Here is a 12,638-nt window from a genome sequence, read left to right on the forward strand (position 1 = left end):
TACCTGGTTCACTATGGGACGTGTTATCTGAAGGCCCCGTTGTACCCACCGAGTGTCTCAGCGTCTACGACGCCATCCGCCTGCGCCGCGATGTGCGCGCGGAATTCACCGGGGAAGTCGTGGACGATGCAACGCTCATGCGGATTCTCGAGGCCGCGCATCGCGCGCCGAGCGTGGGTAACTCCATGCCCTGGGATTTCGTCGTGATCCGCGAGGCGGCGATGCTGCAGAAATTCGCCGATCACGTCGCCGACAAACGCCGCGAATTCCACGATTCCCTGCCCGCGGACCGCTCCGAGACCTTCAATCCGATCAAGATCGAGGGCATCGTCGAGTCCGGCACCGGCATCGTGGTCACCCACAATCAGTCCCGCGGCGGCACGCACGTGCTGGGCCGCGCCTCGGTCCCCGAGACCGGCATCTACTCCACGATTCTCGCCATCCAGAACCTGTGGCTGGCCGCCACCGCCGAGGGTGTCGGCGTCGGCTGGGTGAGCTTCTACGACGAGCCCGTACTCGCCGACCTCCTCGACCTCCCCGCCCACGTGAAGCCGGTCGCCTGGCTCTGCGTCGGCCCGGTCACCGAATTCCAGTCCGTCCCCGACCTGGAACGCTTCGGCTGGCGCAACCGCCGCCCCCTCGAGGACGCCATCCACTGGGGCCGCTTCACCGACCGCAGCGACGACCTCATCCCCCGCGCCTGACAGAAACACGAAATAGAGCGAAGTTCAGTGCTGGAGTGCGGCGCCGACGCCGGCGCCGATGCCCGCGCCTACCGCGGCACCTGCCGCGGCGCCCGGGACGGCTCCTGCGCCGGCTCCGGCGGCCGCACCTGCTCCAGCGCCGGCGGTTCCGCCCACGACCGGGCCCACGGTGCCGCCGATCACGGTGCCGACGGCACCGCCGACCGCTGCTCCGGCGAGGCCGAGGGACAGGCCGACGACACCGCCGGCCACGACAGAATCAGCCGGAAATCGGAAGGAATCCACCGGTGAAGACGGGGGTGGACATACGGAAATGCCTCGTCGATCACATGTGATCGACGAGGCAGGAATTCCGGGCGGAAGAGGTGGTCAGACCCTTTCCAGCACCGCCGACGCGCCGATGCCGCCCGCGGCGCAGATACCGAGCAGCGCGGCCGACTTACCGGTGAGGGCCAATTCGTTGGCCATGGTGGTGACCATGCGGGCGCCGGTGGCCCCGAAGGGGTGGCCGAGGGAGACCGATCCGCCGTGCACATTCAGGATCGCCGGATCGATTTCGCCGACGGCGGTATCGCGATCGAGGCGCTGTTTTGCCCAATCGGTGGAGGCCAGGGCCGACACCACGGAGAGGGTCTGAGCGGCGAAGGCCTCGTGGATGTCGACGAAATCGATGTCGGACAGGGACATTCCGGCCTTGTCGAGGGCGCGGGGCATGGAGATGGCCGGGCCGATGAGGACCTGGTCGCGCGGGTCCACGCTGACGAAGCTCCAGGAGCGGAAGGCGGCGAGGGGTTGCAGGCCGAGTTCGCGGGCCTTGTCCTCGCTCATGAGGAGGACGGCGGCGGCGCCGTCGGTGAGCGGGCTGGCATTGCCCGCGGTGACGGTGCCGTGTTCGGCGAAAACCGGTGCCAGCTTGGACATCTTGGCCATGCTGGTGTCGCGGCGGACCAGGCCGTCGCGCTTGACGGTCACGCCGTCGGGGGTGGTGACGGTCAGTACCTCGGCGTCGAAGCGGCCGGATTCGATGGCGTCGGCGGCGCGGTGATGCGAGGTGACGGCGAAGCGATCCTGTTCGACGCGCGAAACATTGTGGATTGCAGCCATTTTCTCGGCGGATTCGCCCATGACCTCGCCGGTGGTGCGCTCCTGGATCTTGGGGCGGCGCGGCATGAGGTCGTAGAAGGGCGCCAATTGGCTTGCGGCGCTGAGGTAGTCCCGGGCCTTGGGCTTGCCCAGGGCGAGCGGCGCGCCGACGTGCACCAGCTTCTGCGGCAGCTTCACCTCGGCATTGGAGGTGGAGTCGCTGCCGCCGGCGATCATGATGTCGTACTCGCCGCGTTCGATGGCGGCGGCCGCGGACACCACGGCCTGCAGGCCGGAGGCGCAGGCGCGCGTGACGGTATAGCCTTCGCAGCCCGGGTCGAGCTGGAGGTCGAGCGCGATTTCGCGGGCGATATTGGGCGCCGCGCTGGGCAGGATGACCCCGCCCCACACGATGGCCTGCACGTCCGTCTTGGGGAGTCCGGTGCGTTCCAGCAGGCCGCTCACCGCGCGATCGGCCAGGTCGATGGAATCCATCCGGGTGTAGTCGGTGAATGCCCGCACGAACGGAGTCCGTGCTCCGGCGACGATGACGGCTCGTTTACTCACGAGTCAGTTGTAACTGATACACCCCGTCACAGCAAGATGGCTGGTGGATCGGAACGTGACGACTGATCTCGTGCGGGTCCGGGTAACTCACCGGGTACGTCCAGAATTCGGGCACCCACCCAACCGCAGCACGCATCCGCGACTCCGACGGCACTTTGTTGCGCGCCGAAGTCACGGGGAGGCGGGGCAGCCTAGGCCAGCCGGATGAGGCCGTAGTCGAAGGCGTGGCGACGATAGACGACCGACGGTCGGTCGGTCTCCTTGTCCATGAACATGAAGAAATCGTGGCCGACGAGCTCCATCTGGTAGAGGGCGTCATCGACCGTCATGGGGATCGCGGGATGGGTCTTGGTGCGCACCACGTGGCCGGGACCGGCATTCTCCCCGTCCAGGTCATCGGACGAGTGCTGGTGGGCGGCGACGGCTCCGTTCGGACCGAACAGGGCTTCGTCGATGAGTCCGGCCGTCGCTTCGGACACCGAGATCGGCGTCTTGTCCCCATGATGTACGCGACGGCGATCCTTGAGCCGGCGCAACCGGCTCTCCAGCTTCTCGACCGCCTGCTCGAGGGCGGCGTAGAAGCTGTCGGCGCACGCTTCGGCCCGGACGACAGGGCCCTTACCGCGTGCGGTGATTTCTATCCGCTGGCAGTTCTTGCGTTGACGACGATTGCGTTCGTGCGTGAGTTCCACGTCGAAGAGGTAGATGGTGGGGTCGAAGCGTTCCAAGCGGGAAAGCTTGTCCGCGACGTGGATTCGGAAATGGTCGGGGACACCTCCCTCGCCCAGGGTCCGCCCCTTGACCACGACGTCAGCGTGGTTGTCCGTAGTGGAATCGTCTTGGATGAACTCGTCATCCAGCAGCACCGCAGTCTCTGCGTTCTTCGCTGAAGGTCGTGAAGAAGTCGTCACGCGTACCTCCCGGATCTGGCCGCACAAGCCGCTCGTGCGGCGGGATTGAAACGTGTGCCGATCGATGAACTCGCTCGGCACTGATGGTCCGAGGCGCCACCTCCAAACTTGCGGTTCGGGTGTCTGATCGCGACGCTAGTACGCCAGCGATCTGTCCGCCAGTGTTCACGCAAATTTCGAAGAATCAAGCGACACAAGTAACCAGCACGGCACGAACCGTCACATTCGCCCCAGCCAGCGCACGCACCGATTCGCTCACCGTGGCACCGGTGGTCAACACGTCATCAATGAGCACTACCTCGGCATTTGCCGAAAACCCGGCGGTATCCGGACAGGGCGGGGCTACGATGATCCGCCCGCGCAGATTGTGCTGGCGGTCGCCTGCTCCGAGGCCGACCGAATCCCTCACTCCTGGTCGCATGTGCAACATACGTATCAGTCGGCAATCCACCAGCCAACTCGCCGCGACGTTCGCCGCACGCACCACCGGATCACCGCCGCGCCGCCGCGCGGCCGCCTTCCGGCTCGGCGCCGGGACCAGAATCAACGGCCGCGCGGTATCGCGCAAACTTTCCAGCCCCCTGGCCAATGCGGCGCCCAGTGGCCCGGCCAGATCGCGCCGCCACTGTTCCTTGGCGGCCAGCACCGCGCGCCGCGGCGCACCCCGGTAGGCGGCCAGCGCCCAGCACGGCACCCCGGGATCGGCCCGCGGCCGCACCCGCCGCGGCGGACCCGCCAGTGCCCGAGCGCAATCCGCACACCACCCGGTTCCCGCCGCCCCGCACCCGCCGCAGGCGCGCGGCAAGATCAGATCCAGCAGCTCCCCCACGGCCCCGCTGCGGCTCCCCGGCCCATTCGGTATGCGATCCCCCATGCCACTCAGTGTGCGCCCGCCTGCGGGCCGTTGGAATGGCAAAGCGCCCCAACGCCGCAACCTCGCACCCCCTGGCCAGCGAGTTCCCGGACACGCCCGGCGAACCGGCCACAGCGGCCGCTAGCCCGGCAGCACCGGGATGGCGTTGGCGCCGAGGCCGGGGACCTCGCGCCAGTAGTATTCGCCGCCTTCGGGATTGCGGGTCAGCTCCAGGACCGCTCGTGAGTCGGCCACGTACTCGCCATCCGGCGAGGCGGTGACGACACGGATCGGCGGGGTCAGGTTCTGCGTTGTCTGCGATCGGAATTCGGAGCCGTCCACCAGCACCCCGGCCACCGGGTCGACATTGCCGTCGCGGCCGATGATGACGCGTTCGTCGCTGAGCCAGTCGATGGAGACCGCGGGCGTGCTCAGCCCGATGGCGAGCGGCACCGGCGAGGTCAGCGAGTACTTGCCGTTGGGCTGCGGCGCGACGGTGGCGACGTACACCTTGCCGTTGGCCACCAGGGCAACTCGCGCGCCGGACGGTGAGATGCGTAGCTCGGTGATGGGCCCGCGCGGCGTGCTGCTGTTGGCGGCGGCCGCGGTGAGATCGGAGATGTCCACGTCCTGAACGGACACGTTCCCGGTGCTGCGGTCGTGCACGGCCCGGATCACCTTGTCGCCGTCCACCACCGACCAGGCCGAGCTGCCGTCGGCGGGCCAGGACGGGCGGGTGAAGGTGCCGCCGGTGGCGACCGGGAAACCCTGCCCGTCATAGGTTCCGATGATCAGGGTGCGTTCGGGTTCCGGATCCGGGCGGCCGGAGCGGGCGACGGCGGCGACCAGCTGCCCGTCCGGGGAGAGCCCCACCGTCTGCAGCGTGTGGGTGGTGCCGAAGAAGCCGGGGGCGGCGGTGATTCCGGTATCGGTGATGGCGACCAGCGACCCGTCCCGGATGGCGTGCAGTCCGGCCTTGTTGCTGGCGATGGCGTCGGGCCCCATCTGCTCGACGTCGGTGCGGTTGATGCCGCCGGGGAAGCGGTCGTCGAGGGGTTTGCCGTCGCCCTGCAGCACGTAGGGCCCGAGTACCTCGGCCCCGGCGAGGGTGAGCACCACCTGGGTGGCGAGCAGTTCCCGGGTCTTCGGGTCCAGGGCCGCGGCGCCGGCGAAGTCGATGGCGACCCCGCCGCCGCCCACCCCGATATTGGCGGTCTCACCGTTGGCCTTGGTGATGGGCCCGTGCACGGACACGGCCCCGGACAAGGGATTCCGCACCGCGGGCGCGAGCGCCGCATTGGGCCCCTGGGCGAGCATGCCGAGCAGTTTGTCGGTCAGTTGTTCCTTGCCCGCGGAGATCCAGCGCAGGTCGGGGACCATGGCATTGCTGTTGAGGTTGGGGAAGAACAGCGAGAACCGCTTGTAGGACTTGGCGAATGCGGTCTGTTCGATGAGCACGCCGGCGGGCAGGTCGTCGACCCGCCACTGGCCGTCGACCTTCACCATCTCGACCTTGTTCTCCAGGGTGCCGTCGCTGGCCCGGTAGGAGCCGTCGGCGGAGAGCTCGCCGATCTTGCGGGCGCGGATGACGAAGGTCGCGTTGTCGGAGCTGCGAGATTCGCGCAAGGTGTCGGGCGTGTCGACGATGGTGGTGCCGGCCGCGTCGTCCCAGCGCACGTTGGCGGCGGGCGAGAGGTATTGGCGCGCGGCCTGATGCCGGTTGGTGGGGTCGGCGGTGGCGGCGAAGAAGTCCTGCAGCAGCTGTTCGGGTTCCCGCCCGGCGATGGGCGGGGTAGGTCCGAGGCTGGCGGGCTGCCGGTCGATGGTGCCGAGCGCCTGCGGAGCGGACGAATCGGGCAGGCTCGCGCAGGCGGTCAGCCCGAGCAGGCAGCAGAGCACCGCCAGCGCCCGCACCGGACGCGATACGGGAAGACTCATGGCTTCCCGTCCTCCGTGTCTGCGAGCACACTCTCGCCCGGAGATTCGTCGTCCGGCCCCGGTCCGTTGCCGGACCCGGTTGTGGCATGGCCGGATTCATCCGCTGCCGCGGATTCGGTGCTGTCGCCGCTGCTTTCGCCGACGAGCCCGCCATAGCTCTCGCCCACGAGACCGCCGTGATTCTCGCCGGCCAGGCCGCCGTGGTCTTCACCCCCGAGATCACCGTTGTTCTCGGGTGCGAAAACGCCGGTGCCGGAGATGAATCCGAGGGTCGGCGGGTCGAAGGCGTGGGGCGGTTCGAGCGTGCTCTCGGCGGCGGGCCCGGCTTCGATGGCGGGCAGCTCGTTCGCCGCGGCGAGGGCCGCGAGCGCGTCGGCGCCGCCGATGTCGAGGGCGAGCTGTTCCGGGACGACCGCGCCGCGCTGCTTGGGCGGTTCCAGGGAGAGCGGGCTGGGTCCGAGTTTGCGGCCGCGGACCAGCGGCAGGGTGAGCCGGAAGCTGGCGCCCACCCCGATCTCGCCCCAGGCCTCGAGCTTGCCCTCGTGCAGGTTGGCGTCCTCGACGCTGATGGACAGGCCGAGTCCGGTGCCGCCGGAGCGGCGCATGCGGGAAGGGTCGGAGCGCCAGAAGCGGTTGAAGACGAGTTTCTCTTCGCCGGGCCGCAGGCCCACGCCCTGGTCGCGGACCACGATGGCGACGGCATTGGCGTCCACGTCGCCGCGCATGCGCATGAGGACGGGTTTGCCTTCGCTGTGGTCGATGGCATTGGCGAGCAGGTTGCGCAGTACCCGTTCGACGCGGCGCGGATCCACCTCGGCGACAAGGGGTTCCTCGGGCAGGTCGACGACGAGTTCGACGCTGGATTCCTTGGCGAGGTGCCGCACGGTGGAGACGGCGGCCCGCGCGCACATGCGCACGTCGAGGGATTCGACCTGGAGTTCGGCGACACCCGCGTCGTGGCGGGAGATTTCGAGCAGGTCGTTGAGCAGGCCCTCGAAGCGGTCGAGTTCGTTGACGAGGAGTTCGGCGGAGCGCGCCAGCGCGGGGTCCAGGTCGTCGCTGGATCCGTGGATGAGGTCGGCCGCCATGCGCACGGTGGTCAATGGTGTGCGCAGTTCGTGGCTGACGTCGGAGGTGAAGCGGCGCTGCAGATTTCCGAACTCCTCCAATTGGGTGATCTGGTTGGAAAGACTTTCGGCCATCTCATTGAAAGACATGGCCAGCCTGGCCATGTCGTCCTCGCCGCGCACCAGCATGCGCTCTTTGAGTCGTCCGTCGGCGAAGCGACTCGCGATGCGGGCGGCGGATCGGATGGGCAGCACGACCTGCCGGGTCACCAGGGCGGTGATGGCGGCGAGCAGCACCAGTAGCACGATGCCGCCGATGAGCATGGTGCCGCGCATGAGCGAGAGGCTGCGCTGCTCGTTGGTGAGCGGGAAGATCAGGTAGATCTCCAGCGAGTCTACATCCGTGGCCGGGCTGCCGATGATGAGTGCGGGCCCGCGGTACCCGCCCGAATCGGAGACCGTCGCGAACTGGTAGCTGACCTGTCGTTCCTTCACGAAGTGCCGCAGTTCGGGCGGGACTTCCTGGATGGGCCCGGCGGTGATCTCCTGCTGGCTGTCGCCGATCATGGCCAGTGCGGAGTCGTAACTGCCTGCGGCGCCGCCGGATTGGGTCCCGCCGTTGCCGGCGAGGGCACGGCGGGCGTCCTCCAGTCGGCCCTGCTGGGTGCCGGAGTCGTGGACTCCGGTGAGGTTGTTCTGGACGGTATTCCGGGCGCGCGCCATCTCCTCGACGGCCGCGTTGATCTTCCCATCCAGCAGCCTGTCGGTGATCTGACTCGTGAGCACGACGCCCAGAATCGTGATCACGATCAACGACAGGGTGAGGGTGGACACGACGACGCGCAATTGCAGCGAACGCCGCCAGACGTGGCCCAGTTGTTCTCCGACATTGCGGAACCAGGCCACCACTACCGCCAGCCACCGCTGAACGCGGTTTCTGGAACCAGCGATCACGGCGGTCCGGCCTTGTACCCAACACCTCGTACGGTAAGCACGATCTCAGGGTTCTCGGGATCCTTCTCCACCTTGGCGCGCAACCGCTGCACGTGCACGTTGACCAGGCGGGTATCGGCGGCATGCCGGTAGCCCCAGACCTGTTCGAGCAGCACTTCGCGGGTGAACACCTGGCGTGGCTTGCGGGCCAGCGCCACCAGTAGATCGAATTCCAGCGGGGTCAGCGAGATCTGCGCGCCGCCGCGGGTCACCTTGTGCGCCGGCACGTCGATGACGATGTCCGCGATGGACAGCAGTTCCTGTGGCTCCTCCTCGGTGCGGCGCAGGCGGGCCCGCACCCGAGCAACGAGTTCCTTCGGCTTGAACGGCTTGACGATGTAATCGTCGGCGCCACTTTCCAAACCCAGGACGACGTCGACCGTGTCGGTCTTCGCCGTCAGCATCACGATGGGTACTCCCGAATCGGCTCGCAGCACCCGGCATACGTCGATGCCGTTCATGCCGGGCAGCATGAGGTCCAGCAACACGAGATCCGGACGCAGCTCCCGGACCGCGGTCAGCGCCTGCGTGCCGTCACCGACGACGTGGGGGTCGAAACCCTCACCGCGCAAGACGATCGTGAGCATCTCAGCGAGTGCCATATCGTCGTCGACGACCAGAATCTTCGGCTTCATAACTACTATGTTGTCACCTCTCGCGCTCCGATCGGGCCGCCACGCCAACAGTCGTGACCTGTCGGCGCACATCCAACCCTATCCGGCAACCAATTCCGCGAGCCGCGCCGCGAGTGTTGCCGGATCGTCACCGCCCATTTGCTTTTCTGCAGAGGACGCTGCCTTATCCGTAGTGGACCGATATATCCACCACGGTCCCCGCCAGTTCGTTTCGGCGAGTTCACGGTAGACGTTTCCGGTCCGTCGCTGTAGTCCCCCGTCTTTTTCGTAGGCGTCCAAAGCGCGTGCGGTGTCGGCTGCTCCGCGTAGCCGCGCGCGTTCTTCGGCCACATCGACCGGGACATCCAGGAGAATCTGGACATCCGGGACGGGGAGCCCGAAACGTTCATACTCCAATTCCCCGACCCAGGACACTATTTCGCCGTGCGCGTCCTGTTCCAGCCGGGCGGCGGAGTAGGCGGCATTGGAGGCGACGTAGCGGTCGAGCAGCACGATGTCGTTGTCCGCCAGCAACTTCGACAGGTGATCGCGCGCATCATATCTGTCGAGGGCGAACAGCAATGCCATGCCGTTGACCGAGGCGGCCACGTCGCCGTGTCCGCCGCGGAGCGCTTCGGCGGCGAGATCGGCATGCACCGATACGCCGTAGCGCGGGAAAGCCAGGGTGGCCACACGCAGGCCGCGGGTGCGCAGGGCGGTGACGACGGCCTCGGTGAGCGTGCGTTTGCCCGCGCCGTCGAGGCCCTCCACCGGAACCAGTACACCCATGCCCGCGAGGGTACCGAACGATGCCCGGTACCCGGCGCCGGGAGTCGGTATGTCACATACGTCCGGTTTTTCGTTGCCTCCGGATTGCTATAGTCCGGGCCATGACTTCCACAGGCGCTAAGTCTCGGCAGTTCAAGCGCGCTTTTGCGATACTCGGAACAGCAGTAGCTGTGGTCGGATTGGCCGCCTGCAGCAGCAATTCGAACGACAAGAGCTCGTCCCCGACCTCCAGCACCACCGCCGATCCGGCCCGGCCCTTCGATCTGCAGGCGCACCGCGGCGGCCGCGGCATGACCATCGAAGAGTCGCTCCCCGGTTTCGCCAAGGCCGTCGAGCTCGGCGTGTCGACCCTCGAACTGGATATCGTCCTCACCAAGGACAATGTGCCGCTCATCTGGCACGACCCCAAGATCCAGGCCGAGAAGTGCAGCGACACCGCCGCGGCCACGCCGGACGATCCGCAGTTCCCGTACGTCGGCAAACTGGTGCACGACCTCACCTACGATCAGGTGCACACCCTCGACTGCGGCAAGAAGCTCACGGGATTCCCTGACGCGCAAGAACTTCCGGGCAACCAGATCGCGAAACTGCCCGAGCTCTTCGATCTGGTGAAGACCTACCCGGGCGCCTTCGACACGATCCGCTACAACGTGGAGACCAAGATCGAGGCCGCGCATCCGGAACAGTCCGCCGCCCCACAGGAGTTCGTGGACGTCATCCTCGGCGCGATCAGCGAGGCCGGCGCGACGGACAAGGTGGAGATCCAGAGCTTCGACTGGAGCAGCCTGCCGCTGGTGAAGGCGAAGAACCCGGCCATCCCCACCGTGGCGCTGTACGACGATTCGACGTTCAAGGCGGGCAGTCCGTGGCTCGGCCCGATCCGCTACGAGGATCACGCCGATGATCCGCTGGGCGCTATCAAGGCGCTGGGCGCGAACATCTCCTCGCCGTCCTATGTGAATCCGTGGGACAGCGAAGCCAAGGTGGGCGACAAGGATTTCAAGCTCACCACGACCACGGATTACGTGAAGAAGGCGCACGGTCTGGGCATCCAGGTGATTCCCTGGACCGTGAACGACAAGCAGACCATCGGGTTGGTGCTCGATCAGGGCGTGGACGGGATCATCACCGACTACCCGAACCGGGCCCGGGAGGTCATGCAAGAGAAGGGTTACCCGCTACCGAAGTCGTTCCACAAGTGACGGAACAAGTCTCCCAAATTTGAAACACAGTCTGTTCATTTCTTGTAGGGTGCGTTCACCACTCCCCCTGCAAGGAGCGAAACACCTGATGAAACACCTTCTCGCGCATCATCTCCCCCGCGTCGCAGTGGCAGGCGTCGCGGTGGCGGCCGGTCTGACGGTGGCCGGTACGGCCAACGCGGCGCCGGTCACCCTGGATCCTGCGCCCGTCGCCGCCTCGACCCCGAGTTCGGGTTCCTCGAACCTCAGCTCCGGCTCGAGTGACCTGGCCGGCCTGATCCCGGCCGCGCTCTGCACGTTCCAGGGCGGCACCTGGGTTCCGGTCATCAACATCTGCCTGAAGTAGTACGCGGGAAAAAGATTCGGCCGGTCACTTCCGTGACCGGCCGAATCTTCCTGTGCTACAAGCGTTTCCCGCTCAGTAGCGGTAGTGCTCCGGCTTGTACGGGCCCTCCACGTCCACGCCGATGTACTCGGCCTGGTCCTTGGTGAGCTTGGTGAGCTTGCCGCCGAGCGCTTCCACGTGGATGCGGGCGACCTTCTCGTCCAGGTGCTTCGGGAGGCGGTAGACCTCGTTGTCGTACTCGTCGGGCTTGGTCCACAGCTCGATCTGCGCGATGACCTGGTTGGAGAAGCTGTTCGACATCACGAACGAGGGGTGGCCGGTGGCGTTGCCCAGGTTCAGCAGGCGGCCCTCGGACAGCACGATGATGGCCTTGCCGGACTCCTTGAAGGTCCAGAGGTCCACCTGCGGCTTGATGTTCAGGCGCGAGGCGCCGGAACGCTCCAGGGCGGCCATGTCGATCTCGTTGTCGAAGTGGCCGATATTGCCCAGGATGGCCTGGTCCTTCATCGCCTTCATGTGGTCGAGAAGGATGATGTCCTTGTTGCCGGTGGAGGTGATGACGATGTCGGCGTTGCCGATGGCGTCCTCCACGGTGACGACGTCGTAGCCGTCCATGAGCGCCTGCAGCGCGTTGATCGGGTCGATCTCGGTGACCTGCACGCGCGCGCCCTGGCCCGCGAGGGATTCCGCGCAGCCCTTGCCGACATCGCCGTAGCCGCAGATCAGCACCTTCTTGCCGCCGATGAGCACATCGGTGCCGCGGTTGATGCCGTCGATGAGGGAGTGGCGGGTGCCGTACTTGTTGTCGAACTTCGACTTGGTGACCGAGTCGTTGACGTTGATGGCCGGGAACACCAGCTCACCCGCGGCGGCGAACTGGTACAGCCGCAGCACGCCGGTGGTGGTCTCCTCGGTGACGCCCTGGACCGAGTCGGCGATCTTGGTCCACTTGCCCTTGTCGGCTTCCAGGCTGGCGCGCAACAGGTTCAGGAAGACGGTGTACTCGGCCGAGTTGTGCTCGTCGTCCGGCGGGACCACGCCGGCCTTCTCGAACTGCGCGCCGCGCAGCACGAGCATGGTGGCGTCGCCGCCGTCGTCGAGGATCATGTTGGCGGGTTCGCCGGGCCAGGTGAGCATCTGCTCGGCGGCCCACCAGTACTCCTCGAGGGTCTCACCCTTCCACGCGAAGACCGGGGTGCCCTGCGGCTCGTCCTCGGTGCCGTGCGGGCCGACCACGATCGCGGCGGCGGCGTGGTCCTGGGTGGAGAAGATATTGCAGGAGGCCCAGCGCACTTCGGCGCCGAGCGCCACCAGGGTCTCGATGAGCACCGCGGTCTGCACGGTCATGTGCAGCGAGCCGGAGATGCGCGCGCCCTTGAGCGGCTGCACCTCGTGGTACTCGCGGCGCAGGGCCATCAGACCGGGCATCTCGTGCTCGGCGAGCCGAATTTCCTTGCGGCCGAACTCGGCCAGTGACAGGTCCGCCACCTTGAAATCGATCCCGTTGCGGACGTCAGGGGTCATCTTGCTGGACACAGCGGTCGTCATCTGCCTCTCCTGGTCGGCTTTTG

Annotated in this window: 12 protein-coding genes; 3 read left to right on the plus strand and 9 right to left on the minus strand. The window is 67.0% G+C overall.

Annotated features, from left to right (window positions below; all coding sequences use genetic code 11):
- Positions 1-20 precede the first annotated feature (20 nt).
- Entirely contained in the window at positions 21-704 is a 684-nt protein-coding gene (gene bluB / locus ACH438_RS00295; RefSeq protein ID WP_396999491.1) for a 5,6-dimethylbenzimidazole synthase, read from the plus strand.
- Between the two features lie 24 nt (positions 705-728).
- Here bluB and ACH438_RS00300 read toward each other — a convergent pair whose 3' ends face one another.
- The 8 genes from ACH438_RS00300 to ACH438_RS00335 all read right to left on the minus strand — a co-directional run bounded on the left by ACH438_RS00300 (position 729) and on the right by ACH438_RS00335 (position 9,519).
- Positions 729-956 (minus strand): hypothetical protein, encoded by a 228-nt coding sequence (locus ACH438_RS00300; RefSeq protein WP_396999493.1) that lies wholly within the window; start codon positions 954-956, stop codon positions 729-731.
- Between the two features lie 117 nt (positions 957-1,073).
- Positions 1,074-2,354 (minus strand): acetyl-CoA C-acyltransferase, encoded by a 1,281-nt coding sequence (locus ACH438_RS00305; protein WP_396999495.1) that lies wholly within the window; start codon positions 2,352-2,354, stop codon positions 1,074-1,076.
- 191 nt (positions 2,355-2,545) lie between these two features.
- Positions 2,546-3,217: a ribosome hibernation-promoting factor, HPF/YfiA family gene (gene hpf, locus ACH438_RS00310; RefSeq protein ID WP_397000688.1), complete on the minus strand. Its 672-nt coding sequence runs from the start codon at positions 3,215-3,217 to the stop codon at positions 2,546-2,548.
- A 232-nt stretch (positions 3,218-3,449) separates the two neighbouring features.
- Positions 3,450-4,139, minus strand: coding sequence for a ComF family protein (locus ACH438_RS00315; RefSeq protein WP_396999497.1), 690 nt, complete (start codon positions 4,137-4,139; stop codon positions 3,450-3,452).
- 120 nt (positions 4,140-4,259) lie between these two features.
- Positions 4,260-6,056: an MtrAB system accessory lipoprotein LpqB gene (lpqB, locus tag ACH438_RS00320; RefSeq protein ID WP_396999499.1), complete on the minus strand. Its 1,797-nt coding sequence runs from the start codon at positions 6,054-6,056 to the stop codon at positions 4,260-4,262.
- On the minus strand, positions 6,053-8,077 hold the full coding sequence (gene mtrB, locus ACH438_RS00325) for an MtrAB system histidine kinase MtrB (RefSeq protein ID WP_396999501.1): 2,025 nt from the start codon (positions 8,075-8,077) through the stop codon (positions 6,053-6,055). The genes lpqB and mtrB overlap by 4 nt, the downstream gene beginning before the upstream one ends.
- Positions 8,074-8,751: an MtrAB system response regulator MtrA gene (gene mtrA, locus ACH438_RS00330; RefSeq protein ID WP_033090495.1), complete on the minus strand. Its 678-nt coding sequence runs from the start codon at positions 8,749-8,751 to the stop codon at positions 8,074-8,076. The genes mtrB and mtrA overlap by 4 nt, the downstream gene beginning before the upstream one ends.
- Before the next feature lie 78 nt (positions 8,752-8,829).
- Positions 8,830-9,519, minus strand: coding sequence for a dTMP kinase (locus ACH438_RS00335; protein ID WP_396999504.1), 690 nt, complete (start codon positions 9,517-9,519; stop codon positions 8,830-8,832).
- 101 nt (positions 9,520-9,620) lie between these two features.
- On the opposite strand from ACH438_RS00335, the gene ACH438_RS00340 reads away from it, so the two are divergent.
- On the plus strand, positions 9,621-10,721 hold the full coding sequence (locus ACH438_RS00340; RefSeq protein ID WP_396999506.1) for a glycerophosphodiester phosphodiesterase: 1,101 nt from the start codon (positions 9,621-9,623) through the stop codon (positions 10,719-10,721).
- An 88-nt stretch (positions 10,722-10,809) separates the two neighbouring features.
- Positions 10,810-11,067 (plus strand): hypothetical protein, encoded by a 258-nt coding sequence (locus ACH438_RS00345; RefSeq protein WP_396999508.1) that lies wholly within the window; start codon positions 10,810-10,812, stop codon positions 11,065-11,067.
- A gap of 72 nt (positions 11,068-11,139) precedes the next feature.
- Here ACH438_RS00345 and ahcY read toward each other — a convergent pair whose 3' ends face one another.
- Positions 11,140-12,615, minus strand: a complete 1,476-nt coding sequence (gene ahcY / locus ACH438_RS00350) for an adenosylhomocysteinase (protein WP_396999510.1) — start codon at positions 12,613-12,615, stop codon at positions 11,140-11,142.
- Between the last annotated feature and the right edge of the window lie 23 nt (positions 12,616-12,638).

Source organism: Nocardia sp. NPDC020380 (assembly GCF_044386975.1).
In the GTDB taxonomy this organism is placed as follows: Bacteria; Actinomycetota; Actinomycetes; order Mycobacteriales; family Mycobacteriaceae; genus Nocardia.

What these genes read in the sequence shown, in the direction of transcription:
- ACH438_RS00335 (WP_396999504.1), bottom strand. Translation starts at nt 9,519, where the DNA reads ATGGGTGTACTGGTTCCGGTGGAGGGCCTCGACGGCGCGGGCAAACGC.
- ahcY (WP_396999510.1), bottom strand. Translation starts at nt 12,615, where the DNA reads ATGACGACCGCTGTGTCCAGCAAGATGACCCCTGACGTCCGCAACGGG.
- ACH438_RS00315 (WP_396999497.1), bottom strand. Translation starts at nt 4,139, where the DNA reads ATGGGGGATCGCATACCGAATGGGCCGGGGAGCCGCAGCGGGGCCGTG.
- mtrA (WP_033090495.1), bottom strand. Translation starts at nt 8,751, where the DNA reads ATGAAGCCGAAGATTCTGGTCGTCGACGACGATATGGCACTCGCTGAG.
- ACH438_RS00340 (WP_396999506.1), top strand. Translation starts at nt 9,621, where the DNA reads ATGACTTCCACAGGCGCTAAGTCTCGGCAGTTCAAGCGCGCTTTTGCG.
- lpqB (WP_396999499.1), bottom strand. Translation starts at nt 6,056, where the DNA reads ATGAGTCTTCCCGTATCGCGTCCGGTGCGGGCGCTGGCGGTGCTCTGC.
- ACH438_RS00345 (WP_396999508.1), top strand. Translation starts at nt 10,810, where the DNA reads ATGAAACACCTTCTCGCGCATCATCTCCCCCGCGTCGCAGTGGCAGGC.